The following is a 23,696-nucleotide window of genomic DNA, read 5'->3' as shown; positions in this document are numbered from 1 at the left end:
CTCAGGGCGTGTCCACGACCTCGCGGCCGAGGGGCCAGAACGCCGCCGGCACGAGCTTGAAGTTGGCGATGCCGAACGGGATCCCGATGATCGTCACGCAGAGGGCGATGCCCGCGACGACGTGGGACAACGCGAGCCACCAGCCCGCCAGCACCAGCCAGAGGATGTTCGCCACCCCGGAGGCCACGCCCGCGCCGGGCTTCGGCACCAGGGTGCGGCCGAAGGGCCACAGCGAGTAGACGGCGAGGCGCAGCGACGCCACGCCGAACGGGATGGTGACGACCAGGACGAAGCAGATGAGTGCGGCGACGCCGTACCCGACCGCCAGCACGATGCCACCGCCGAAGATGAGCCACAGCACATTCAGTACGAAACGAATCACCCCTCCAGCATGAGCGATGCTCGCCACCCGACCGTCGCCGCACGCCGCCCCGCCGATCTGGCGCGCCTGAGGGGCGAGGGCGCACCGAGGGTCTGCTGGGTGGGAAACCTGAGGCGGAACCCAGGGCCGGGCGAGGGATCTTCCCGGAGGCTGGCGGGGCGCCGACGACCAGATGATGATCGGCATGAAACGCGCAGCGCTCTACGTGATCGCCGGACCGGTCGGCATCGCCGCCTACGGCCTGGTCCGCCTGTGGGCACGATCCGACGGTGTGTACGGCCCGGGGATCGACTGGCAGGCCGCCCATCTGGTCGCGCTCGCCGGCATGGTGTGCTTCGTCCCGGGTGTGCTCGCGCTGTCCCGCCTCCTGCCGCGCAGCCCCTGGCGCACCGGGGTGGTGACCCTCACGATGGTGGGGCTCGCCGCGACGATGGTGCAGTTCGGCGCCGACATCGTGGAGGGTCTCCTGGCCGCGGACCGGGCGGAGATGTCGGCGCTCGGCGCGGACTTCAAGGACATCCCCGGCGTCGAGGTGGCCTTCTACGACGTCGTACCCCAGTTCTTCTTCCTCGGCCTGGTCATCCTCGCGGGCATGCTCGCCGCGAGACGGCGGCTGCCGTGGTGGAGCGTGCCGCTCCTGGTCGCCGGCATCGTCCTACCGGTCGTCACCCTCGACCTGCTGCCCGTCGCCGGCCTGGCCATGCTGGTGGCGCTCGCGCCGGCGCTGCCGGCCCTCCGAAGGGAATTCGGATAGTACGTGATCCGACAGTAACCGCGGAGTTGGCCGTATAGCGTCTGACCTGGGCAAACGTTCTGATTGGACCGATCGGGACGACCCACTCCGATGCCACTGCCGGGCATTTCCCGTATTCCGCGCAAGGAAGGCCCGCCCATGCATCGCACGATCCATCGAGGACTGCTCCTGACCGGCACAGCCGTCGTCATCGCACTGCTGACGACCTCGACGGGCGCCGCGGCCCGGCCGGACCGCGTCGCGTCGGCGCGTACCTCGTCCCCCGCTCTGGCGTTGTTGGACGCCGGCCCCTGCACGATTCTGTGGGACCTGCTCAACGCCGGTGGCCGCAACGGTCGGGTGGCGGTCGGTCTGACCGAGGACCAGCAGTTGTTGAAGTTCGCCGCCAACCGACCGGAGCTGCCCTGCGTGATCGGCACCGTGGACCTGCCCGGCGCGGAGAACCTCGTGGGCATCGACTACCGGGTCCAGGACGGCCGGCTCTACGGCGTCGGGAACAACGGCGGCATCTTCACCCTGTCCACGAGCACCGCCGCCGCCACCAAGGTCAGCCAGTTGACCGTCCCCCTCAGCGGGTCGTTCTTCGGCGTCGACTTCAACCCGGCCGCCGACCGCCTGCGCATCATCAGCGACGTGGGCCAGAATCTGCGGCACAACGTCAACGTCGGCGGCGTCACACTCGCCGACGGCACCCTCACCTACCCGCCCGCGGTCGCCGCCGCCCCCGGCCTGACCGCGGCGGCCTACACGAACAACGACCTCGATCCGCTCACCGCGACCACGTTGTTCGACATCGACACCAACCTCGACCAGGTCGCGCTGCAGTCCCCGGCCAACTCCGGCCAACTCGTCGCCACCGGCAGCCTGGGCGTGGCCGCCAACCCACGGGCCGGCCTCGACATCCACAGCACCCTGCGCGGCGGACGAGCGGTGAGCAACAACGCCTACGCCGTCCTCAACGGCGGCTTCCCCAGCCAGGTCTACCAGATCGACCTGCTCACCGGCGCGGCGCAGCTGACCGGCGCGTTCGCCGTGAAATACCTGGTCATCGATATCGCCCTGCACCTCAACCAGCAGTAGCCCGGGTTCCGGCAGGGGGTGGCCCACCGTCGGGTGGGTCACCCCCGGGCCGTGCTCCGGCCGGCGCGTGCCGGTCAGTTCGGCAGACCGGTGCAGGCGGCCCCGTCGATGGCGCACGCGTCGGGGGCGGCGCCGGCGGGCGTGCCGTTGACCCGGAACGCCACCCGGACCGACGCGTTGCCGAGCGCCGGACCGGTGCTGCCGTCCGGCACGAACGTCCACACCGCGCCGTCGCGGCTGGCCCGCGCGCCCTCGACCGCGCTGACCCGCAGCGACTCCCGGGGAAACGTGAGCACCAGCGTCCACTGTGCCGCCGGTGCCGGGCCGGGGTTGGTGATCGTCACGGCCGCACCGTAACTGAGCAGGGCGGTGTCCTCGATGGCGAAGGCGGCGGTCCGGGCGGCCGGCGTGGGTGCGCCTGTCGAACCCGTCGGCACGGGCCTGGTCGTGACCCCGACGGTCGGTGGGCCCGCGGTGACCGAGGCGGACGGCGGGGGAGCGGCCGCCGCCGGGCTGGTGGCCGCCGGGCGTGCCCGCGCCTGGGGAGTGCCGGCCGGCGGAGTGCCCGCCTGATCCACCGACAGTGGCGGGTCGAGCGTCACCGGTGCCAGCTTCCCCGGCGTACGCAGCACCCCGGCGACGAGTACGGCTGTCGTGACCAGCACCCCGAGCACCGCGACCACCGCCACCCAGATGACCCGCGAGGCGTCGTCCCGGCCGGTGAGCACCCGCCGGGCGGCGGTGGCGAAGGCCACGATCCGGTCCAGCAGGATGATCGCCACGGTACGGCGTGGCTGGGGTGGTGTTGCCGGCACTGCCTGTCTCCCCTTCGGTTCGTCGCCGGAGGCCCGTCCACGATCGGTCCGGGTCGCGGCTGGCCGGTGTCCTGTCACAGGGCGCGGAGCCCGACGAGTATCGCCTCGAGCAGATCCTCGGTCGGCAGCTCCGACAGCACGGGCGGGTCGTGCGTCTCGATCAGCCCGGCCGCGAGGAGGTCGCCGAGCAGCACCCGGACGGTGCCCAGCGGCAGGTCCAGCTCGGCGCCGACCTCGGCGACCGACACCGGATGGTGGCACAGCTCGACGATTCGCGCCTGTTCGGGAAAGAGGGGTGTGGCAGGCGTGACCCCCCGCCGGGCGACGACAAGTGAGATCAGGTCGAATTGGCCGCGCGCGGGAGCGGTACGCCCGCCGGTCATCGTGTACGGCCGGGCGACCGGGCCCGCGTCGTCGTCGTACCACGCCTCGTCAGCCGTGCCGCCGGTGCGCACCGGTGTCCCCGATCGTCGCGGAGGAGGCCGGACCCAGTGTGATCGGCAGGTGCCGCTCGGCCTGCCCGACGAAGAGCGCCACCTCGTACGCCATGTCGCCGACCTTGACGTCGTCACCGGCGATCCGCACGGTGAGGATGGTCCCGTTCGGGACGGTGGCGACGAACAGGAAGGCGCGCGTCATCTGCACCACGACCTGACGCAGAGCGCCCGCGTCGCAGGTCCGGGTGGCGGCGAGCCCCAACGCGATCAGGCCGGCGACGACACCGGAGATCTGCTCGGCCAGCTTCGTCTCCACCTGCCGGGAGCCGCCGAGGAGCAAGCCGTCCGGGGAGAGCACGAGGGCGAACTCCGCGCCGTGCACTCGGTCGACCAGGCGGTCCAGGGCGCCGGTCAGGTCGTCGCTGACCACTGCGGAGGTCATGGGTGTCTCCTCGCTGCTCTGGCGACCGGCATCTCGACCGTGTCGAGGGCGGCCCTGCCGTGTTCGGGGTGTGCCGGCCCGGTCTGCCGGACCCGGGTCGGCAGCGCGCCGTTGCCGCCCGCGTCGGGTGGGCCGGTGCCGTGGTGCGCTGGCGGGGCCGGGGTGGTGGGTGGTGCGGTGGAGGGCCCCCGGCCGGTGTCGTTCACCGGGACCAGGTGGGCCGGCAGGAGCACGACCGCCGCCGTCCCACCGCGCCGGCTGGGACGCAGCGAGACGTGGATGCCACACCTGTGGGCCAGCACGGCGACTGTGTACAGACCGCTGGGACCCGTGGGTGGAGCGGCCGGCGGGCTGGCGAGCCCGTGGTTCGCCTCGGCCAGCGCGGTGGCGTCCAGGCCGGACCCGTCGTCGACGACGAGGACCACGCACCCCTGTGGCCGGTGCTCACCGCTGATCCGGACGGTGGTGTCGGGCGGGGAGAAGGCGAGGGCGTTCTCGATCAGCTCCGCCAGCAGGTGGACGACGTCGGTGACGGCCGGACCCGCGAGTGACCACGGCCAGTGCGGCGCGATCAGGACCCGGTGGTAGTCCGGCACCTCGGCGACGGCGCCGCGTGCGACGTCGAGCAGCGGCACCGCGCCCCGCCAGCGACGGGCCGGCCGTGCGCCGGCCAGGGCGATCAGCTTCTCCACGTTGCGCCGAACCCGGGTGGTCAGGTGGTCGAGTTGGAACAGCTCGCCGCTCTCCTCGGCGGACCGCTCCCGGCGCTGCATCCCGTCCAGCAGATTGAGCTGATCACGCAGCAGGACCTGGTTGCGACGGGTGATCCGCAGGAACAACTCCCGGTCGGGGCCGTCGGGCGCCGCCACGACATCCGGTGCGGTCACGACATCCGGGGTCGGGACCGGCGCGTCGACGACCGGCCGGGTCAGCGCGTCGGTGAGCCGTCGGACGGTGCTCGCCCAGCTCACCAGGAGCACGAGCACGACGATGAGGCCCAGCCCCACCACGGCGCCGGTCCGGGCGACGAGCACGGCGGCGCCCGGCGTGGCCCGCTCGACGCTGCCGCGGGCGGTGCTCGTCACCAGGGTCTGCAGCGCGCCGAGGGCGGAGTCCGCGGCGGCCCGCCAGCCCGCCAATGTCGTCCCGGCCAGGGCGTTCGCGGTGTCCGCCCGCAACAACCTGTCCTCCAGGGCGATCAGCCCCGCGAACTCGGGGCCGCTCGTGATGCGCTGGTGCTCACCCGGGCCGTCGTCGGGCAATCCGGCCGCCGCCTCGGCCCGCGCGAACCGCTGGTTGTTGACGAGTTCGGTCAGACGGCGTCGATCGTCGGGGCCGAGCCGGTGGGCGGTCAGGGCCGCGCTGACCAGGGTGTCCTCGCGCGCCAGCAACTCCCGGGCGCGGGCCAGCGCGATCACCGCACGGGTGTCGGCGGCCAACGTGCTCTCGTACGCGCCCCACTCCGGGCCGTACACCCGGAAGGCGACGTCGACGACCTGGTCGTACCCGTCGACCGCCTCGGCCTGGTCGAGTTGCCCGGCGTCCACCTGGGACCGGATCGTGCCCAGGCCGTCGAGGCGGCGGACCAGCTCGTCGGCCCGCTCGCGTACCTCGCCGGCGCTGAGCAACCGGACGTCGCGGCCCACCGTGAACCGGCGAATCTCGGCGGCGGCCCGGTCGGTGAGCTCGCGCGCCCCGCCCAGCGGGGTCGCCGTCGCCCCGGCCCCGGCCCCGGCGATCGTCTCGGCGCTGGCCCGGCGTTCGGTCTGCAGACTCAGGATCAGCCTGTCGATGGGCTGGCCCAGGGTGTCCGCGAGGGCCCGCACACGCAGCAGGTCGATGGCGTCCTGGCTGGTCAGGTAGGCCGCGTACGACCAGAGTGTGACCAGGACGGCGGCCAGCACGACGAGCCTGGTCCGGATCAGCCGGACCTCGCCGGGCGTCACGCCCCACTCCGCCAGGCGCGGCGGCGTCCCCGGCGCGAGCCCCTCATCGGGTCGTCCGCTGCGGCCACGGCTGCCCGGCCGTGTCGCTGGCCCGGTCGGCGACGACGGTGCGCAGCAGAGCCAACAACTCGGTGCGGTTGGCGCAGTTCAGCCGGTTACGCATCCGCGCCACGTGGTGTTCCACGGTCTTCGCCGAGATGAAGAGCCGGTCGCCGATCTCGCGGTAGGTCAACCCGGCGAGCACCAGCTCGGCAACCTCGTACTCGCGGTCGCTGAGCCCCTGCGGGGTGGGGCCGGCGACCCGCGTGGTGCTCTCGGTGGTGCTCGTCGGCGCCTGCTCGCCGTGGCCGCCGGCCGGCCGCCCCTGCAGTGCCCGCGCGCACTCCAGCAGCGTGGTCATCGCCCGCCGGTCCGCGGTGCGGATGGCGGCCTGGCCGGCGAGGCGAGCACCGTCCCAGCGCAGTCCGGTGTCGTGCAGCGCCCGGGCGGCGGCCTCCACGCGGGCCGGGTCGACGACACCCCGGAGCACCTCCACCCAGCACTCCGCGGCGGCGGCGACCACCGCCGCGTACCGGCTGTGCTCGGCCGCGGCCAGCAGGGCCGCGACGTGGTCGTCGGCGACGTCCGGCGCGCCGGTGAGGATCGCGGCGTGCAGGCCGCTCCAGTGCAACGGCACACTCCACAGTGGCGGATCGCCGAGTCGGCCGAGCAGCGCACGCGCCTCCCGCAGGTACGGTTCGAGTCGGGCCAGGTCACCGAGGCGCGCGCCGGCGATGGCCAGCTCACCCAGCGGCAGGAGCGTGAACAGGTCGACGGGGTGCCGGACCACCGCCTCCAGCGCCTGCCCCCAGCCACTCTTGAGCGCCCCGATGTCGCTGGTGCGGCGGCCGACTCCCATCCGGATCGCGGCGGCGAAGAGCAGGTCGCGTGACTCCAACTGCCGTCCGTCGAGCGTCACCGCGGCGAGGTGTTCGGTCGCGGCGCGGGTCTCGCCCCGGACCATCAGGATCCAGGCCTGCAACAGCCGGTGGCGGCGAGCCATCAGCGGGCCACCCACGCCGGCGTCCAGGGCGCGGTGCAGCACCTGCTCGGCGATCTCCAGCTCACCGCAGTGCACTGCCGTCAGCGCGGCGAGCGCCGCCGGGCTGTCCGGGAGGAGAGCGGCCCGCCCGTCCGGTTCCAGCAGCGCGGCGGCCTGCACCAGCGCGGAGAGCGCGGCGGTCGGCGGGCCGCTGACGCTCTCGCGTACCCCCTCGGCCATCAGTCGGGCGGCGCTGGCGTGCAGGGTCGGTGGTTCGCCCAGCCGGTCACCCGCCGGTGCCGCGGCGGTGGCGTCCAGCTCTCCGGTGGCGAGCCCACCGACGACGGCGAAGGCCAACGCCGAGGCGGTGCCCGACCACCGGTACAGCTCCACGCTGCGGCCGACGTGGCCCCGGTGCGCCAGGGCGGTCGCCGCCACCACGGCCGCCTCGCGGCGGTCGGACGGGGCGGCGGTGGCCAGCAGTCGGTCCGCCAAGCGCAGGGCGTCGTCGAGGTTGCCGGCGAGCGCGGCGGCGAGCGCCTGCTGCGCGCTGGCCGGCTGCCCGGCCGCGGTGGCGGCGGCGAACAACTCGGCGGCGAACGCCGGCTCGTCGGCCAGGGCCTCACCCGCCGCGGCGGCCAGCGTCGAGGCCGGGCAGTCGCCGAGCGCGCCGACCGCGAGCAGGGAGCGGACCAGCGGCAGCACCGCTCCGCCCCGCGCGAGCTGCACCTCGGTGAGCCGACGCCAGACCGCGGTCCGGTCGGTGGCGGGGCTGAGCGTCGTGACCGCCCGCCGGACGATCGGCGCGAGCCGGCCGTCGGCGCCGAGCAGCCCGGCCGCCCGCGTCGTGGCGATCAACTCGTCCACCGCCGCCGGGCCCACGCCCAGGAGCGCGGCGAGCATGTTCGCCGGCAGCGACCCGCCGGCCGCGACGGCGAGCAGCAGTCGTCGTACCTCGGCGGGCTGCACGTCCAGGTCCGGCCCGAACTCGGCGACGACGGCCCGGGGTGGGTTGACCACCGCGCCGGTCCGGCTCTCCGCGCCGGTCAGGCCGCGGGCCAACCGCTCGACGTCCCGGGGTACGCCGGACGTCTGCGTGTGGACGAAGTCGACGAGGTCGTCGCGGCGGCCCAGCTCCGGCGCGGCGGTGAGATAGCTGGCGGTCTGCTCCCGCGTGAACGGGGTGAGGAGCACGGCCTGCCCGTCCCGCCGCAGGGAGTCGACGAGCTCGCTGAGCGCCGCGGACCGGGGCCACGGGCGGTGGGCGACCACCAGGCGGTGCCGGCGGGCGCCGAGCAGGCGCAGGAGCACCTCGATCCGGGCGTCGTCGAGCAGGTGCGCGTCGTCGACGAGCACGAGTGTGTCGGGGTCGACCGGTTCGTCGGGCTCCGGGACGGCCGTGCGTACGGGGATCCCGGCCCGCTGGTGGACCCGGGCCAGCTCGGTGAGGAGCGCGGTCTTGCCGTGCCCGCCGGGGCCGGCGATGCCGACGGCCAGTGGGCCGGTCGGGTCCTGCGCGACCGTGTCCAGCAGTGCCTGTGGCCCCCGGTCCAGCGTCAGCCCCGGTGCGTCGACGTCATTCATGATCATTGAGGTCATCCTTCGCGTCCCCGGCTGCGGGCCAGCGCCAGGCGGGACGGCTTCGGCAGGTCCAGTGGGAGGACCCGGACCGGCGGCCGCGGTGGCGGGTCGCCCGGAACGGTGTCGTGGTGGGGGCGGCGCGACGCCGGGATGGCGGCCCGCCCGGCGCTGCGCACCGGGTCGCGGACCGGCGCGGGCCGGCGAGCGCGCGGCGACACCACCTGGGCGGCGGCCAACGCCGCCCCGGCGGCGGCGGTCAGTTGCGAGTCCGGTTCGACCTCGACGGGCACCGGAAGGGCCGCGCTGATCAGCTCGACGACGAGCGGTACGCGGGTCGAGCCGCCCGCCAGCAGGACGCCGTCGAGCTGCGCCGACGTCAGGTCCGCGCTGCGCACGGCCTGCAGCAGCAGGTCGACTGTGGTCTGCACCATCGGGCGGATCATGTGCTCGAACTGCGCCCGGGTCACCGGTATCCGGGCGGGTCCGCTCGGCAGGGTCACCACCACGTCGGCCGTCAGGTCGACGGTCAGCGCCCGCTTGGCCCGGTCGCACTCCGCGCGCAGCCCGCGCAGGGCGGCCTGGGTGCCGCGGCGTGCGGTGCTGGCCAGCTCCCGGGCCAGCATCGTACGGGTATGCCCGGCCAGCGCCTCGTCGAAGTCGACGCCGCCAACCGAGTCGAGACCCTGCGGCGTGCCGAACGTCTCGTAGGTGCCGCGCGCGGTGCGGCGCACCAGCGCGGCCTCGAAGCTGTTGCCCCCCAGGGCGTAGACGGCGGCCGTGGTGCCCGCGAACCCGCGAGCCGCGTGGCTCTCGGCCACCGTGACCGTGCGCGGCAGCAACGTCACGTGCCGCAGGCCGAAGTCGGACAGCGCCCGGTGCAGCACCTCCCGCCGGTACGGACGCCACCCCGCCGGGTGACTGAGCACGACCGCCTCGGCCGGGCCGCCCTCCAGGGCGTGCACCCGCTCCACCACCCAGGTCGCGAGTTCCGCGGTGAGCGTCTGCGGTGTGCACGCCTCGCCGCCCAGCAGCAGGGGCACGTCGTCACCGATGCGGTGGACGAAGTCGCGGGTGGTGCGGCTGCCGTCGTCGGTCGTGGGCTCGCCGACGTGCAGCGAGCCGTCCTCCGCCAGGCACAGCACCGACGGCACGAGCGGGGAGCCGACCTGCAGTGGGACGGGCTCGGGACGCGTCCAGGTCGCGCCGGTGCGCCGTGCGACCGCGGCGGCGGTGTTGGTGCTCCCGATGTCTATCCCCAGGACGTACGGCATCGTCTCTTCTCCCCCCGTGAGTTGGCCGGCCGGTGGCGATGGTGTCGGTGCTGCCGACGACCCACCCCCGGCGAACCCCGCGGGCTCCTACGTTCGTACCAGAGATCAGCCCCTGGTCGGGACCCTAATCTCGCCGGGACGGTTTCCCCCTGTCCCCCTAACGTACGAGGTCGCGGAGCCCCTAGTTCAACCGGGCCGGTTGCGGGTTGAGCCCCGATGCCCGGGGCGAGCCCCGGCAATAGCGTCAGTGTCGACGTACGACACCCGGCGCCACTTCCGAGGAGAACCGGCACATGGACTCGCACCAGACGCTCCACGACTTCGTTCTCGACCTGCTGACGAACCCCGACGCGCGGTCGGCATTCGACCTCGACCCGGAGGGCGCGCTGCGGGGCGCCGGGCTCACCGACATCACCGCCGCGGATGTGCAGGACGTCGTGCCGCTTGTGGTCGACTACGCGCCGGGGGCGGGTCTCGCGCCGTTGACCGGACCGGTCGGGCAGCTCGGGCTCGACCCGCTGCTCACCGACACCACCGACGTGGTGGGTCAGTTGCAGAGCGTGGCGCAGCAGATCAGCGTCACGAGCTCGCCCACCGGCGTGGACGTCAAGGCCGGCGTGCTCGGCGCCATCGCGGTCGACCCCTCGACGGCCGCCGCCGGGGTGACCGTGCTGCCGGGGATCGGCCTGGGCGTCGGCCCGTACGGCCTGGACACCGACTTCGCCGGCGTCGCCGACGTGGCGCACACCCTCGACGCGGACGTGGTGCAGCCGGTGGACGCGATCGCGGACCCGGTGCTCGGTGACGTCACGGGCACCGTCGGCGACCCGACCGGTCTGCTCGGCGGCGCTGACCCGAATCTGATCGGCGGCGACCTGTCCGGTGGCGTCCTCCCCGGCGCCCACGGTCAGCTCGGCGGGGTCGTCAGCTCGCTCGGTGTCGGCGACACCCTCGGCGGGCTGGGCCTCGGGCACGGCGACGGTCTCGTCGGCGGCACGGTCCCGCCGCTCGACGTGCCGTCGACGGTGGGCGGCGTGACGCACCAGGTGGACAGCCTCCTCCCCGGTGTCACCGGCACTGTCGGTGACGTGACCGGTGGGGTCACCGATGGTGTGCTCGGCGGCGACTCGCACGCCTCGTCCGATCACGGGCTGCTGGGTATCACCGGCGGCCTGCTCTGACCCGGATCTCCGGTCGGAGCGGAGGGCCGGATCGTCTCGGGCGGTCCGGCCCTCTCCGGTTCCAGTTCCGGAACCTCTTGATAATTGAGCCGAAATCCGCACACTTGGTGCGGTGATGGCCGGGATCTGGTTGGACGTACTGGACGACATCGCCCGCACGTGCAGTGCACACGGTCGTGGTGACCTGCTCCAGACGGTCCGGCAGAAGCGCGCCCAACTGCTGGATCCGACGCTGCGCGTCCTGGTCATCGGTGAGCCGAACCAGGGCAAGAGCCAGTTGATCAACGCGATCATCAACGCGCCGGCCTGTCCGGTCGGCGACGGCCGCACGACTGTCCTTCCGACAGTGGTGTCGCATGCCGAGGCCCCGACCGTCGCGGTCGCCCAGGCGCCGCGGCCCGCCCGGGGCGGCGCCGCCGTCGCGGGGGCCGTCGAGCGGACCCCGATGGCACTGAACCAGGTCGCGGAGAGCGTCGCCGGCCTGGTCGGACGCCGGCCGGGTGGTGGCCCGGCGTACGTCGAGATCGGAGTGCCCCGCGCCCTGCTCGGCGCCGGGCTGGTGTTGGTGGACACTCCCGGCGCCGACGAGGTCTCCGCCATCGGCGGTGCGGCCTCGGTCGCCGCGCCCGCCCGCGCGGACACCGTGCTGCTGGTCTCCGACTCCACCCGGGACCTGTCGGTCGCCGAGTTGAACATGTTGCTGCACGTCATGCGCGCACACCCCAACGTGGTCGTGGTGCAGAGCAAGACCGATCTGGTGGCGGACTGGCGCGCGGTGGCCGACCGCAACAGGCAGCACCTGGCCGAGGCGGGCATCCCGGCGACGCTGATCCCGGTCTCGGCGACGTTGCGACTGCGCGCCGCCGGGGCCGACGACCGGGGTCTCAACGCCGAGTCCGGCTTTCCCGCGCTGATCGCCCGACTCCAGCGGGACCTGGCCGGCAAGGCCGACCAACTGGCCCGGGCCTCGGTGCAGACGGTGGCCCGGACGGTGGTGGAGCAGTTGGCCGCCCCGCTGCGCGCCGAGTTGGCGACCACCCAGGAGGCCGAGGAGCAGTCCGGGCCGATCTCCCGGCTGCACGCGGCGCAGCGTGAGGTCGACGAGCTGCGCCGGTGCTCCACCCGGTGGCAGAACACCCTCAGCGACGAGATCGCCGACCTGCTGTCCGACATCGAGTACGACCTGCGCGACCGGACCCGGGAGATCCTGCGGACCGTCGACGAGGCGTTCGACACGGCCGATCCGTTGGTCGCCTGGGACACCTTCCAGGACTGGCTGGAACGCAGCCTGGTGGAGGCGGCGGAGGCGAACCACGAGTGGCTGATCCAGCGCTGCGACTGGCTCGCCCGCCGGGTGGCCGCCAACTTCACCAGGTACGGCTACGACGTGCTGCCGCCCTGGTCAATGACGATGCCGGAGGACATCGGGCAGCGGCTGCCCGAGTTGCAGATGCCGACGATCGACAGGTTCACCCCGAGCCAGAAGCTGTTCACCGGCATGAAGGGCTCGTACGGCGGCATGCTGATGTTCGGTCTGGCGACCACCCTGGCCGGCATGCCGATGATCAACCCGGTCTCGGTCGGCATCGGGGCGCTCTTCGGCGGCAAGAGCATCCGCGACGAGAGCAAGCAGTTGCTCCGTCGCCGTCAGGCGACCGTCAAGACGGCCATCCAGCGGCATGTCGACGACGTCTTCGTCCGGATCATCCGCGACTGTCGGGACACCGCCCGGCAGGTGCAGCGCATGCTGCGGGACCACTTCACGGGCCTGACCGAGGAGCTTCAGGAGGCGATCGTCCAGTCGTTCCGCAGCGCCAAACAGGAGGCCGACACGGATGCGTCGCTGCGCGAGCAGCGGCAGCGCGAGATCCGGTTGAAGATGACCCGGTTGGCCGCGCTCTACGAACAGGCTCAGCAGTTGACCGGCACCCGTGCCGCCCCGCTGCTGTTGGAGCCGCAGGCATGACCGTGGGTCTGCGCCTGGACGAGGCGGCCTGGGGGTTGTTGCACCAGGCCATCGACCTCTATCAGGACCATCCGCGGGCCGTCGGGCAGTTGCGGCACCAGGTCGCCCGCCTGGAGCAACCGCTGCGGATCGCGGTCGCCGGCCCCTGGCGTTCCGGCAAGTCGACGGTGCTCAACGCCCTGATGGGTGAGGAGGTCGCACCCGTCGAGCGGGCCGACGGTGCGTTCACCTGGTACGAGGACGGCGCCGAGCCGCGCGCGACCGCCTATCCGGCCGGTCAGCCTCCGCAGGAGTTGACGGTGGTCAAGTCGGCGACCGGTCTGCGGGTGGACCTCGGCTGGGGCGCGGGCGACGTGCGCGACATCGTGGTGCGGTGGCCGACGCGGGCGCTGCGGCAGGTCACGCTCATCGACACCCCGGCGGTCACCGGCAGCGTCGAGCAGGGTCGGACGCCGGTGTGGGAGCGGGTGTTACGGGATTCGGACGCGGTGTTGTATCTGACCCGCGACGCTCGCGACAGTGATCTGCGGGTGCTGGAGTCCGGCCGGGACAGCGTGGTCGGGCAGGCCGCCCCGGTCAATGTGATCACGGTGTTGTCCCGGGCGGACGAGATCGGCGGAGGCCGGATCGACGGCCTGCTCACCGCCCGGCAGCTCGCCCGTCGGCACTACCGCGATCCACGGGTGAGCGCGGTCAGCGTGAACGTGGTGGCGTGCAGTGGAATGCTCGGCCTGGCGGGCCGGATGCTCGGCGAGTCAGACTTCGCCGCGCTCGCCGCCATCGCCCAGGTGCCCCGGGCCGAGCTGGACACCCACCTGATCTCCGCCGATCGTTTCCTCAGTGGTGAGCTGCCGGTACGCCTGGAAACCGAGGTACGTGCCGCGCTGCTGGACCGGTTCGGGCTCTTCGGCGTCCGGCTGGCGACCACGTTGGTGCGCAGCGGTTTCGACAGTCGGGTGAAGCTCTCGGCGGAACTCATCCGGCGCAGCGGTCTCACCGAGCTGCGCGAGTCGGTGACCCGCTGTTTCATCGACCGCGGCGACGCCCTCAAGGCCCGGTCCGCGCTGGCCGCGGTCGAGGCGCTGCTGCGGGCCGAGCCCGTCCCCGGTTCCGCGGAGCTGGCCGGAGCGGTCGAGCGGATCCTCGCCGGCGCGCACGAGTTCCGGGAGCTGCGCCTGCTTGTCGCGCTGCGCAACGCCCGGCTCGGCTTCGACGCGGAGGTGGCCGCCGAGGCGCAGCGGCTCGTCGGTGGTGACGGGGTGGGTCTCGCGGCCCGACTGGGTGTCGAGCACGAGGCGACCGTGCGACGGCTCTGGGAGGTGGCCACCGACGCGCAGTGGCGGTGGCGGGACCGGGCGGAGGACCCCCTGCTCCCGCTGGCGCAGCGGCGTGGAGCCCAGGTCGTCGTCCGCAGTTGCGAGGGGATGATCGCCGAACTGGTGGCGGGTGGTCGCTGAGCCGCGGCCTCTGCCGTCGCTGAGCCGCGGCCTCTGCCGTCGCTGAGCCGCGGCCTCTGCCGTCGCAGCGGTGCGGGCCTCCGGAGATCGTCAGCGGGCGCGTCGGGTTCGGCAGCCGTGCGACTGCCGCAGCAGGGCCTCGATCTGGGCGCCGAGTTGGTCGGGATGCCGCAGCGGCGTGCGGAAGCTCAGTCGGACGTCCCGGTCACCGCTGGCCAGTTCCAACCGGAGCACGACACCGTGGCGGTCCAGGCGTACCGGTCGGACCTGGCGAACTCCCTGGAGATGGCGACCGGGGACCAGTCGGCACAGCCGCTCGACGGTGCGCGGGTGGTGATGGTCGAGGTGGCACAACAGGTCGGCTTCGGCGTCCGCCAACGGATCGGGCTGGGCGGCCGCGAAGACCTCCGGGTCGACGCCTCTGGTGCGGCCGTCGACGGTCAGCTCCGCGGTGGCGAGGTCGAGGACCACCGCCAGGTCCTGATCGTTTCCGGTCGCGGCGGCCTCGGTCACCAGCCAGCCGGTGAGCCTGCCCCGCGCGCGTACCCGGTTGCGGACCGGGACGGGCGCCAGGTCGGTCACCTCGATCATCGCCACGGTCTCCGTGTGCTGCGCGAGGTGGTGGGTCAGGTGGGAGCCGGTCGGCAGGTCGATCCGCAGTCGCCCGTCGGGCGTCACGACGTGCCGGCCGGCGACGTACGCCTCGACCCCCGGGACGTGCAGGGTGAGGGAGTCGGTGGCGACCAGCATCGATCGTAGTCGGACACCTGCGTCGTCGGTGGAGTCCGTGTTAGTCGACGGCTTGCTCACGGCGATCATCTCCTAATAAGGTTAGGCTTACCTTACTTGAGAGGTGAAGGATGAATCAGACCCGCCCCAAGGTCAAGCGTTCCCGCGCTCTGGGCATCGCGCTGACCCCGAAGTGCGTGCGCTACTTCGAGCGCCGTCCGTTCCCGCCGGGACAGCACGGCCGTGCGCGACGTACGACAAGTGACTACAAGGTCCGGCTGTTGGAGAAGCAGCGGCTCAAGGCGCAGTACGACCTGCACGAGGGCCAGCTCCGGCGCGCCTTCGACCGGGCGGTGCGCCGGCCGGGCAAGACCGGTGAGGAGCTGATCGTCGAGTTGGAGAGCCGTCTCGACGCGCTGGTGCTGCGAGCCGGCTTCGCCCGCACCATCTACCAGGCCCGCCAGATGGTCACCCACCAGCACGTCACGGTGAACGGCCGCCGCCTGGACCGACCGTCGGCACGGCTGCAGCCCGGCGACGTCATCGCCGTGGCGGAACGCAGCCGGGGCAAGGCGCCGTTCGTCGTCGCGGCGGCCGGGGCGCACGCCGCGGAGCGCCGCGCACCCTACCTGGACGTCAGTCTGCCCGGCCTGACCGCGCGTCTGACCCGGCTTCCGGTGCGCGCGGAGGTCCCGGTGGTCTGCGACGAGCAGCTCGTCGTCGAGTACTACTCACGCTGAGCGGCGACCGGCCGTCGGGGGAGGGTTCCGAGCGCCTTCGTCGCGCGTCGGGACCCTCCAGGCGTCGATCGTGACCCGAAAACCGTTATTCGATCTTGCTGGCAACGGTCGCCCCTGACCTGCGGAGATAACGCTCTCACAGATGGCGGAAGAGGCTTGACGCGACCGTGACCCGGACGCAACGATGCATTCACATTCCTCGTTCCACTGCCAGGCGTGATCGGCGCACGCCGTCCTCGCACCACGAAAGGACAACCGTGCGCAGATCCCTGAGATCATGGCTCGGTGTCGCGCTGAGCGCGATCCTCGTGGCCGGCGGCATCGTCGCCGCGCCACCCACGGCCGGCGCCGCACCGTTCACCGTGCTGGTCTTCAGCAAGACCGCCGGATTCCGGCACGGGTCCATCACCCCCGGCATCGCCGCCATCCAGCAGCTCGGCGCCGCCAACGGCTTCACCGTCGAGGCCACCGAGGACGCCGCCCAGTTCACCGACGCCAACCTGGACCGGTTCGCCGCGGTGATCTGGTTGTCCACCACCGGCGACGTGCTCAACGCCGCCCAGCAGGCCGCGTTCGAGCGCTACATCACCGGCGGCGGCGGGTACGTGGGCGTGCACGCCGCCTCCGACACCGAGTACGACTGGCCCTGGTACGGCGGGCTGGTCGGGGCGTACTTCGCCTCGCACCCGGCCGAGCAGAACGTCACCGTCAAGGTCGCCGACCAGGTACACCCGTCCACCGCGACCCTGCCACAGCGGTGGAACCGGTTCGACGAGCTGTACAACTACCGCACCAACCCCCGGGGCGCCGCCCACGTGCTGGCCACCCTGGACGAGAGCACCTACACCGGCGGGAGCATGGGCGCCGACCACCCGATCTCCTGGTGCCAGAACTACTCCGGCGGCCGAGCCTGGTACACGGGCCTGGGCCACACCGACGCGTCGTACACCGAGGCGACCTTCCGCCAGCACCTGCTCGGCGGCATCCGGACCGCCGCCGGCGCGGTCGACGCCGACTGCGGCCCCACCGTCACCAGCAGCTTCCAACAGGTGGAGCTGGCCAAGGGCGCGGCCGAGACCGGTGAGCCGATGAGCCTCACCGTCCTGCCGGACCGGGGCGTGCTGCACACCTCCCGCAACGGCGTGATCCGGCACACCGACGCCGCCGGCAACACGAAGATCGCCGCCACCCTGCCCGTCTACACCGGCGACGAGGAGGGCCTGCAGGGCATCAAGGCCGACCCCAACTTCGCCACCAACCGCTGGGTGTACGCGTACTACGCCCCACCGCTCAACACTCCCGGTGGCGGCGCCCCGGCCACCGGCACCCCTGCCGACTTCGCCGTCTGGGACGGCGTCAACCGGCTGGCCCGGTTCACCGTCAACGCCGACAACACCATCAACCTGGCCAGCGAGACACTGATCCTGAACGTGCCGACCAGTCGGGGCATGTGCTGTCACGTCGGCGGCGACATGGACTTCGACGCGGCCGGCAACCTCTACCTGTCCACGGGTGACGACACCAACCCGTTCGACTCGGCCGGCTTCACCCCGATCGACGAGCGGGCCGGGCGCAACCCTGCCTCCGACGCCCAGCGCACCTCGGCGAACAGCAACGACCTGCGCGGCAAGGTGCTCCGGATCAAGCCGAGCGCGGCCGGCGGCTACACCATCCCGGCCGGCAACATGTTCGCACCGGGCACCGCGCGGACCCGCCCGGAGGTCTACGCGATGGGCTTCCGCAACCCGTTCCGGATGAGCGTGGACAAGGCCACCGGCATCGTCTACCTCGGCGACTACGGTCCGGACGCGGGCACCGCCGACCCGAACCGGGGACCGGCGGGCAACGTGGAGTTCGCCCGCGTCGACAGGCCCGGCTTCTACGGCTGGCCGTACTGCACCGCCCGCAACGACGCGTACAACGACTACACCTTCCCGTCCGGGCCGTCCGGGCCGAAGTTCGACTGCGCGGGCGGGCCGGTGAACAACTCGCCGAACAACACCGGCATCACCCAGCTGCCGCCGGCCGTCCCGGCGTGGCTGCCGTACGGCGGCTCCGGCTCGCCGCCGGAGTTCACCGGCGGCGGCCTGTCGCCGATGGGCGGCCCGGTCTACCGGTACGACCCGACCAACACCTCGCCGGTGGCGTTCCCGGAGTACTACGACGGGACCTACTTCGCCGGCGAGTTCGGTCGCCGCTGGATCAAGAACATCAAACTCGACGCGTCCGGCCAACCGTTGAAGATCAACCCGTTCCCGTGGACCGGCACGCAGGTCATGGATATGGAGTTCGGGCCGGACGGCGCGCTCTACGTGCTCGACTACGGCACCGGCTGGTTCAACGGCGACGCCAACTCGGCGCTCTACCGCATCGAGTACGCCCGCGAGGGCAGAGCGCCCGTCGCGAAGGTGTCGGCCACTCCGACCAGTGGCACCGCGCCGCTGACCGTGGCCTTCTCCTCGGCCGGCACCCTCGACCCGGACGGTGACCCGTTCACCTACGCCTGGGATTTCGACAACAACGGCAGCACCGACTCGACCGCCGCGAACCCGAGCTTCACCTACACCACGAACGGGACCCGCAGCCCGACACTGACGGTGCGGGACACCACCGGCAAGACGGCCACGGCGAGCGTGGTCGTCACCGTCGGCAACAGCGCACCGGTGGTCACCGTGAACACGCCGTCGAACGGGCAGACGTTCGCCTTCGGGGACGCCGTGCCGTTCAGCGTCACGGTCACCGACGCCCAGGACGGTGCGATCAACTGCGCGCGGGTGAAGGTGAACTACGTCCTCGGCCACGACTCGCACGGCCACCAACTCGGCAGCGCGCAGGGCTGCACCGGCGTCATCCAGACCACCGCCGACGGTGAGCACGACACGGCGGCGAACATCTTCGGCATCATCGACGCCGAGTACACCGACCTGGGCGGGGGCGGCCAACCGCCGCTGACCACGCACACCCAGGCGGTGCTGCAACCCCGGGTCCGCCAGGCCGAGCACTTCGGTGACTCGTCCGGCGTCCAGATCGTGTCCGGGGCGGCCGGGCACGGCGGCGCGGCGGTCGGCTACATCGACAACAACGACTGGATCTCGTTCCGCCCGTACAACCTGACCGGCGTCCAGTCGTTCAGCGCCCGGGTCGGTGCCCCGGCCGGCGGGGGCGGCACGGTGGAGCTGCGGGTCGACTCGCCCACCGGGCCGCTCGTCGGCTCGGCCACCGTGGTCCCCACCGGTGGGTACGCCAATTTCGCCACGGTCACCGGCGGCGTCACCGCCCCGACCGGCACCCGGACCCTGTTCCTGGTCTTCAAGGGCGCCGGCCCGTGGTTCGACATCGACGAGTTCACCCTCTCCGCCAGCCCCGGTGGGCCCGGTCCCGACCCGGACCCCGAACCGGGCGCCAACCTGGCTCGGGGCAAGCCGGCCCGCGCGTCCAGCTCCGAGGGGGCCTACACGCCGGCGAACGCGTTCGACGGCGCGACCGCCACCCGCTGGAGCAGCGCGTTCAGCGATCCGCAGTGGGTCGACGTGGACCTGGGCGCCACGTACGCCATCAACCGGGTCAAGCTGACCTGGGAGGCCGCGTACGGCAGCGGGTACCAGATCCAGACCTCGGCGGACGGCGTCACCTTCACCACGATCCGGACGGTGACCGGCGGCGACGGCGGCGTGGACGACCTGACCGGGCTCACCGGCTCCGGCCGGTACATCCGGCTGCTCGGCACCACTCGGGGCACCGCCTGGGGTTACTCGGTGTTCGAGTTCGAGGTGTACGGCGGCACCGGCGGCTCGACCGGCGGCAACCTGCTGCTGAACAAACCCACGTCGACGTCCAGCAACGAGGGGGCCGACGTGTCGGGCGCCCAGGCGGTCGACGGCAACCTCACCACCCGCTGGTCGAGCACGTTCTCCGATCCGCAGTGGATCCGGGTCGACCTCGGCAGCCCGACCGCGATCGGCCGGGTCAAGCTGAGCTGGGAGGCGGCGTACAGCAGCGCGTACCAGATCCAGACCTCGAACGACGGCACCACCTGGACCACCGCGAAGACGGTGACCGGGGCCGACGGCGGCGTGGACGAGCACACCGGGCTCGGCGCCAACGGCCGTTACCTACGGATCAACGGTACCGCCCGGGGCACCGGCTACGGCCACTCGCTCTGGGAGGTGGAGGCGTACGCCAGCTGAACCACCACCGCGGACGGGGCCGGCACGGTGTTCCGTGTCGGCCCCGTCCGTCGCTCACGTGCTGGGCGTCGGTGTGGGCGTCCGGGTGAACGGCCACGGGTACTTGCCGAACAGGTCGGTGCACGCGGTCAGCAGGCCCTGGCGTGCGTCGGCCAGACGTTTGTCGGCCGGTCCCTTGTTGACGGTGGGGTCGTTCAGTACCCAGAGGTCGGCGGCTTCCTGGGCGGCCGGCCCCAGTCGCTGGCCGGCCTCCCGGACGCCGGGATCGGTCGACTCGATGGCGCGCATCGCGGTGCCCGTGTCCCCGAAGGGCTTTCCGCCCTCCTCCATGGCGTAGACCAGTCGGGTGCAGGCGGCGGCCGCAGCCTTGTCCGAGGGCGTGGTCGAGGTGGGGGCGGGCGCTTCGGTCGCGGAGCAACCGGTCAGCAGCAGAGAGGCGACGACGAGGGTGCGGATCACGGCAGGAGCTTAGCGACCTTCAGAATTCCGCACCTCGGCCGCGCCGCGCACCGCGAGCAGCAGGTGGGGCAGTAGGGCGATCGTCCGCGGACCCGCGGCGACGTCAGTCGTCGGCGACGGCCACCGGCTCCGAGCCGATGCAGCGGACCTTCAACTCGTACTGGCGGGTCGACCCCGCGAACGTGACCTCCACGTCGTCGTCCGGGCCCCGGTCCACGTCCCGGACCCGGTAGCCCTGCGCGGGCGCCCAGGAGACGAGGCGTACGCCGTCGGCCCCGCACTCGGCCACGGCCGTGCCGCCGTCGGTGGCGAAACCCCGACGGACCCCGGGACTGGCGCTCGGTGCGGCGCCCGTCGTGCCCGGAGCGGCCGAGCCGCCGCCGGTGGCGCCGGTGGGCGCCGGCTCCGGGGAGGCGAGCGCGCGTTCGATCTCCGCCTCGCTGCGCACCCCGCCCGGGGTGCCGGTGATGCTCTCCCCGACCAGCCGGATCGCGCCCAACCCGATCAGGGTGGCCACGGCGACCGTGGCCACCCACCCGGCGGCGACGAGAAGCGAACGACGGCCCATGCGCTGACTATCCCCGATCCGTCCTTGTCGTTGGCACATCCCGACGCTAAGGCATGGTTAACGTGCGCCTCGCCGCAGGCGGCAGCCGTTAACCTGCCAGCTGTGGCCCGCCTGCTGCTCATCGAGGACGACCTGACCATCCGTACGCCGCTGATCCGGGCGTTGCGGGAACGCGGGCACGCGGTGGCTGCCGCCTCGACCGCGATGGCCGGCCTCCGGGACGCCCTGGAGGACCGGCCCGACCTCGTCGTGCTCGACCTGGGCCTGCCCGACCTGGACGGCCGCGAGCTGCTGCGGATGTTGCGCGCGGTCAGCTCGGTGCCGGTCATCGTGGCCACCGCCCGTGACGACGAGGCCGAGATCGTCCGGGTGCTCGACGCGGGCGCCGACGACTACGTGGTCAAGCCGTTCACCGCCGCGCAGCTCGACGCTCGCGTCCGTGCGGTGCTGCGGCGGGGCCCGACCGGCGGGGACGGGCAGGACCCGTCGCTCGTCGTGGGTGGGCTGCGCGTCGACCCCCGGTCCCGGCAGGTCACCCTGGACGGGACGGCTGTGGAGTTGACGCCGCGCGAGTTCGACCTGCTGCACCACCTGGCCGGCCGCCCCGGCCAGGTGGTCACCAAACGTGAACTGCTCACCGAGGTGTGGCAGATCCCGTACGGCGGCGCCGACAAGACCGTCGACGTGCACCTGTCCTGGCTGCGGCGCAAGCTGGGGGAGAACGCCCAGCAGCCGCGCTACCTGCACACCGTGCGCGGGGTCGGGGTGCGTCTCGAGGCGCCGGCGGCGCAGCCGTGAGGGCCCGGCTCGCGCTGCTGGTCGCCGCCGTCAGCGTGCTCACCCTCATCGCGTTCCTGGTGCCGCTGGCGCTGCTGGTCCGTACCGTCGCGGAGGACCGGGCCACGGTCGCGGCCACCGCCGACGCACAGAGCCTGGTGCCGGTGGTCGGCACCGCCGACGCGACGACGATCCGACTCACCGTCGAGCAACTCGCCGCGGAGTCCGGGCGACCGGTGAGTGTCTTCCTGCCGGACGGGTCGGTGCTCGGCGCGCAGACCCCCCGTACCCCGGCGGTGGCCCTGGCCGCGCGCGGGCAGAGCCTCACCGGGGAGTCGGCGGCCGGCCGGGAGGTGGTCATCGCCGTGCAGGGCCGGGCGGACGGGACCGGAGTGATCCGGATCGTGGTGCCGCGACACGAGCTGACCGCCGGGGTCACCCGGTCCTGGTTGGTGCTTGCCCTGCTCGGTGTGCTGCTGGTGCTGATCGGTCTGTTGGTGGCCGACCGGCTGGCCCGTAACCTGGTCCGGCCGATCAGCGACCTGTCCGCCGTGTCGCACCGGCTGGCCAACGCCGAACTGGACGCCCGGGTCACCCCGGCCGGCCCGGCCGAGCTGCGCGAGGTGGCCGGTGCGCTCAACCATCTCGCCACCCGGATCCAGGTGCTCCTGGTGCAGGAGCGCGAGCAGGTCGCCGACCTGTCGCACCGGTTGCGTACCCCGTTGACGGCGTTGCGGCTGGAGGCGGAGTCGTTGCGGGACCCGGACGACGCCGCCCGGATCACCACCGCGGCCGACGGTCTCGAACGCGCGGTCAGCGGGCTGATCCGGCAGGCCCGGTGGCGTCACTCGCCGACGGCGCGGCCGGCCACCTCGGACGCGGCGGCGATCGTCGCCGACCGGGTCGCGTTCTGGTCGGTGCTGGCCGAGGACACCGGCCGCGCCGTCACCCTCGACCTGGTCCCCGGCCCGCTGCCGGTGGGCGTGCCCGCCGACGACCTGGCGGCGGCCGTGGACGCCCTGCTCGGAAACGTCTTCGCGCACACCCCCGACGGGACGCCGTTCGCCGTCCACCTCACCCGCGACGAGGGGGAGGTGGTTCTCACCGTGGTGGACGCCGGCCCGGGCCTGCCGGTCGGGGCGGTCCGGCGGGGCGCCAGCGCGGCCGGGTCGACAGGTCTCGGCCTGGACATCGCCCGGCGCGCCGCGCAGGCCGGCGGCGGCAGCCTGGAGTTGCGGGCCGGCCCGACCGGCGGGGCGCGGGTGCTGCTGCGGTTGCGTCCACCGGCGTCGCGGCGGGAGGGTTAGGCGCGCCGCTCTCGGGTAGCTGCCAGCTATGGCGCGGTATACGAAACCCGAGCTCAGGGAGCAGATCAAGGAAGAGGTCAAGGCCTCCGACAAGGGCGGCAGACCGGGGCAGTGGTCGGCGCGCAAGTCACAGCTGGTGACTCAGGAGTACAAGAAGCGCGGCGGGGGATTCCTGGGCGAAAAGGACGAGCGGCAAAAGTCGCTTCAGCGCTGGGGAAACGAGAAGTGGCAGACGAAAGAGGGCGACACCCGGGCGCGCACGGGCGACACGACGAGCCGCTATCTGCCCAAGAAGGCCTGGGACGAGATGTCGGACAGCCAGAAGCGCGCGACCGACACCAAGAAGCGTGCCGCCTCCCGGTCCGGCAAGCAGTACGTGGCCAACACCGGGCCGGCGAAGCGGGCGCGTCGCGACGCCACCACGGCCGCCCGGATGTCGGAGATGTCGGTCGCCGAGGCCGCCAAGTTGGTCCGTGGCCTCGACACGCGACAGCTCAGGACCGCGTTGCGCAACGAGCATGCCGGCAAGGACCGCAAGACGCTCGTCCAGCGACTCGAAGCGGAACTCAACAGGCGCGGCTAGCCGCGCCGGTCAG

The 23,696-nt window shown here is 72.9% G+C and carries 20 protein-coding genes; 10 read left to right on the top strand and 10 right to left on the bottom strand.

What is annotated here, in order from left to right; all coding sequences use genetic code 11:
• Position 1: 1 nt before the first annotated feature.
• Entirely contained in the window at positions 2-382 is a 381-nt protein-coding gene (locus tag ACPXBU_RS14805) for a YccF domain-containing protein (RefSeq protein WP_393361093.1), read from the bottom strand.
• Between the two features lie 184 nt (positions 383-566).
• On the opposite strand from ACPXBU_RS14805, the gene ACPXBU_RS14800 reads away from it, so the two are divergent.
• Both ACPXBU_RS14800 and ACPXBU_RS14795 read left to right on the top strand, forming a co-directional pair.
• Complete coding sequence (locus ACPXBU_RS14800) at positions 567-1,136, top strand: hypothetical protein (protein ID WP_393361090.1); 570 nt, start codon at positions 567-569, stop codon at positions 1,134-1,136.
• A 138-nt stretch (positions 1,137-1,274) separates the two neighbouring features.
• On the top strand, positions 1,275-2,216 hold the full coding sequence (locus tag ACPXBU_RS14795) for a DUF4394 domain-containing protein (RefSeq protein ID WP_425758438.1): 942 nt from the start codon (positions 1,275-1,277) through the stop codon (positions 2,214-2,216).
• A gap of 74 nt (positions 2,217-2,290) precedes the next feature.
• Here ACPXBU_RS14795 and ACPXBU_RS14790 read toward each other — a convergent pair whose 3' ends face one another.
• The 6 genes from ACPXBU_RS14790 to ACPXBU_RS14765 all read right to left on the bottom strand — a co-directional run bounded on the left by ACPXBU_RS14790 (position 2,291) and on the right by ACPXBU_RS14765 (position 9,729).
• The gene (locus ACPXBU_RS14790) at positions 2,291-3,031 is read right to left on the bottom strand and encodes a hypothetical protein (protein WP_425758437.1); all 741 of its coding nucleotides are present in this window, start codon (positions 3,029-3,031) and stop codon (positions 2,291-2,293) included.
• Positions 3,032-3,105: 74 nt separating this feature from the next.
• The gene (locus ACPXBU_RS14785) at positions 3,106-3,486 is read right to left on the bottom strand and encodes a DUF742 domain-containing protein (protein WP_425758436.1); all 381 of its coding nucleotides are present in this window, start codon (positions 3,484-3,486) and stop codon (positions 3,106-3,108) included.
• A complete protein-coding gene (locus ACPXBU_RS14780; protein ID WP_393361078.1) occupies positions 3,464-3,910 on the bottom strand; it encodes a roadblock/LC7 domain-containing protein in 447 nt (148 codons plus the stop codon). The genes ACPXBU_RS14785 and ACPXBU_RS14780 overlap by 23 nt, the downstream gene beginning before the upstream one ends.
• Positions 3,907-5,856, bottom strand: coding sequence for a nitrate- and nitrite sensing domain-containing protein (locus ACPXBU_RS14775; protein ID WP_425758435.1), 1,950 nt, complete (start codon positions 5,854-5,856; stop codon positions 3,907-3,909). The genes ACPXBU_RS14780 and ACPXBU_RS14775 overlap by 4 nt, the downstream gene beginning before the upstream one ends.
• Before the next feature lie 43 nt (positions 5,857-5,899).
• On the bottom strand, positions 5,900-8,467 hold the full coding sequence (locus ACPXBU_RS14770; RefSeq protein ID WP_425758434.1) for a LuxR C-terminal-related transcriptional regulator: 2,568 nt from the start codon (positions 8,465-8,467) through the stop codon (positions 5,900-5,902).
• Positions 8,468-8,472: 5 nt separating this feature from the next.
• Positions 8,473-9,729: an Hsp70 family protein gene (locus ACPXBU_RS14765; protein ID WP_425758433.1), complete on the bottom strand. Its 1,257-nt coding sequence runs from the start codon at positions 9,727-9,729 to the stop codon at positions 8,473-8,475.
• A 293-nt stretch (positions 9,730-10,022) separates the two neighbouring features.
• Here ACPXBU_RS14765 and ACPXBU_RS14760 point away from each other — a divergent pair, with 293 nt between their 5' ends.
• The 3 genes from ACPXBU_RS14760 (at position 10,023) to ACPXBU_RS14750 (ending at position 14,333) form a co-directional block, all read left to right on the top strand.
• Positions 10,023-10,910: an IniB N-terminal domain-containing protein gene (locus ACPXBU_RS14760; protein ID WP_425758432.1), complete on the top strand. Its 888-nt coding sequence runs from the start codon at positions 10,023-10,025 to the stop codon at positions 10,908-10,910.
• 115 nt (positions 10,911-11,025) lie between these two features.
• Positions 11,026-12,876 (top strand): dynamin family protein, encoded by a 1,851-nt coding sequence (locus tag ACPXBU_RS14755; protein WP_393364396.1) that lies wholly within the window; start codon positions 11,026-11,028, stop codon positions 12,874-12,876.
• On the top strand, positions 12,873-14,333 hold the full coding sequence (locus ACPXBU_RS14750) for a hypothetical protein (protein WP_425758431.1): 1,461 nt from the start codon (positions 12,873-12,875) through the stop codon (positions 14,331-14,333). Before ACPXBU_RS14755 ends, ACPXBU_RS14750 begins: the two co-directional genes overlap by 4 nt.
• A gap of 90 nt (positions 14,334-14,423) precedes the next feature.
• Here the strand turns inward: ACPXBU_RS14750 and ACPXBU_RS14745 are convergent, their stop codons facing one another.
• Positions 14,424-15,083, bottom strand: coding sequence for a DUF2470 domain-containing protein (locus ACPXBU_RS14745; protein WP_425758761.1), 660 nt, complete (start codon positions 15,081-15,083; stop codon positions 14,424-14,426).
• A gap of 110 nt (positions 15,084-15,193) precedes the next feature.
• On the opposite strand from ACPXBU_RS14745, the gene rpsD reads away from it, so the two are divergent.
• Entirely contained in the window at positions 15,194-15,802 is a 609-nt protein-coding gene (gene rpsD, locus ACPXBU_RS14740) for a 30S ribosomal protein S4 (protein ID WP_393361060.1), read from the top strand.
• Positions 15,803-16,059: 257 nt separating this feature from the next.
• A complete protein-coding gene (locus ACPXBU_RS14735; protein WP_425758430.1) occupies positions 16,060-19,989 on the top strand; it encodes a ThuA domain-containing protein in 3,930 nt (1,309 codons plus the stop codon).
• Positions 19,990-20,043: 54 nt separating this feature from the next.
• On the opposite strand, the gene ACPXBU_RS14730 is transcribed toward ACPXBU_RS14735, so the two are convergent.
• Both ACPXBU_RS14730 and ACPXBU_RS14725 read right to left on the bottom strand, forming a co-directional pair.
• Positions 20,044-20,448, bottom strand: coding sequence for a hypothetical protein (locus tag ACPXBU_RS14730; protein ID WP_425758429.1), 405 nt, complete (start codon positions 20,446-20,448; stop codon positions 20,044-20,046).
• A gap of 103 nt (positions 20,449-20,551) precedes the next feature.
• Entirely contained in the window at positions 20,552-21,016 is a 465-nt protein-coding gene (locus ACPXBU_RS14725) for a septum formation initiator (protein WP_425758428.1), read from the bottom strand.
• A gap of 102 nt (positions 21,017-21,118) precedes the next feature.
• Here ACPXBU_RS14725 and ACPXBU_RS14720 point away from each other — a divergent pair, with 102 nt between their 5' ends.
• From ACPXBU_RS14720 to ACPXBU_RS14710, 3 genes are read left to right on the top strand one after another with little or no spacing between them, the layout of a single operon-like run.
• On the top strand, positions 21,119-21,814 hold the full coding sequence (locus tag ACPXBU_RS14720) for a response regulator transcription factor (protein WP_425758427.1): 696 nt from the start codon (positions 21,119-21,121) through the stop codon (positions 21,812-21,814).
• The gene (locus ACPXBU_RS14715; RefSeq protein WP_425758426.1) at positions 21,811-23,100 is read left to right on the top strand and encodes a HAMP domain-containing sensor histidine kinase; all 1,290 of its coding nucleotides are present in this window, start codon (positions 21,811-21,813) and stop codon (positions 23,098-23,100) included. The genes ACPXBU_RS14720 and ACPXBU_RS14715 overlap by 4 nt, the downstream gene beginning before the upstream one ends.
• 28 nt (positions 23,101-23,128) lie before the next feature.
• The gene (locus ACPXBU_RS14710; RefSeq protein ID WP_425758425.1) at positions 23,129-23,683 is read left to right on the top strand and encodes a DUF5872 domain-containing protein; all 555 of its coding nucleotides are present in this window, start codon (positions 23,129-23,131) and stop codon (positions 23,681-23,683) included.
• The last annotated feature ends 13 nt before the right edge of the window (positions 23,684-23,696 follow it).

The organism is Micromonospora sp. DT231, assembly GCF_049847025.1.
Taxonomy (GTDB): Bacteria; Actinomycetota; Actinomycetes; order Mycobacteriales; family Micromonosporaceae; genus Micromonospora.
Note: the sequence above shows the minus strand (reverse complement) of the source record. Positions and strands in the feature narration are given on the sequence as shown.

What these genes read in the sequence shown, in the direction of transcription:
- ACPXBU_RS14800 (WP_393361090.1), top strand. Translation starts at nt 567, where the DNA reads ATGAAACGCGCAGCGCTCTACGTGATCGCCGGACCGGTCGGCATCGCC.
- ACPXBU_RS14795 (WP_425758438.1), top strand. Translation starts at nt 1,275, where the DNA reads ATGCATCGCACGATCCATCGAGGACTGCTCCTGACCGGCACAGCCGTC.
- ACPXBU_RS14780 (WP_393361078.1), bottom strand. Translation starts at nt 3,910, where the DNA reads ATGACCTCCGCAGTGGTCAGCGACGACCTGACCGGCGCCCTGGACCGC.
- ACPXBU_RS14770 (WP_425758434.1), bottom strand. Translation starts at nt 8,467, where the DNA reads ATGATCATGAATGACGTCGACGCACCGGGGCTGACGCTGGACCGGGGG.
- ACPXBU_RS14765 (WP_425758433.1), bottom strand. Translation starts at nt 9,729, where the DNA reads ATGCCGTACGTCCTGGGGATAGACATCGGGAGCACCAACACCGCCGCC.
- ACPXBU_RS14760 (WP_425758432.1), top strand. Translation starts at nt 10,023, where the DNA reads ATGGACTCGCACCAGACGCTCCACGACTTCGTTCTCGACCTGCTGACG.
- ACPXBU_RS14755 (WP_393364396.1), top strand. Translation starts at nt 11,026, where the DNA reads ATGGCCGGGATCTGGTTGGACGTACTGGACGACATCGCCCGCACGTGC.
- ACPXBU_RS14750 (WP_425758431.1), top strand. Translation starts at nt 12,873, where the DNA reads ATGACCGTGGGTCTGCGCCTGGACGAGGCGGCCTGGGGGTTGTTGCAC.
- ACPXBU_RS14745 (WP_425758761.1), bottom strand. Translation starts at nt 15,083, where the DNA reads ATGCTGGTCGCCACCGACTCCCTCACCCTGCACGTCCCGGGGGTCGAG.
- rpsD (WP_393361060.1), top strand. Translation starts at nt 15,194, where the DNA reads ATGAATCAGACCCGCCCCAAGGTCAAGCGTTCCCGCGCTCTGGGCATC.
- ACPXBU_RS14725 (WP_425758428.1), bottom strand. Translation starts at nt 21,016, where the DNA reads ATGGGCCGTCGTTCGCTTCTCGTCGCCGCCGGGTGGGTGGCCACGGTC.
- ACPXBU_RS14710 (WP_425758425.1), top strand. Translation starts at nt 23,129, where the DNA reads ATGGCGCGGTATACGAAACCCGAGCTCAGGGAGCAGATCAAGGAAGAG.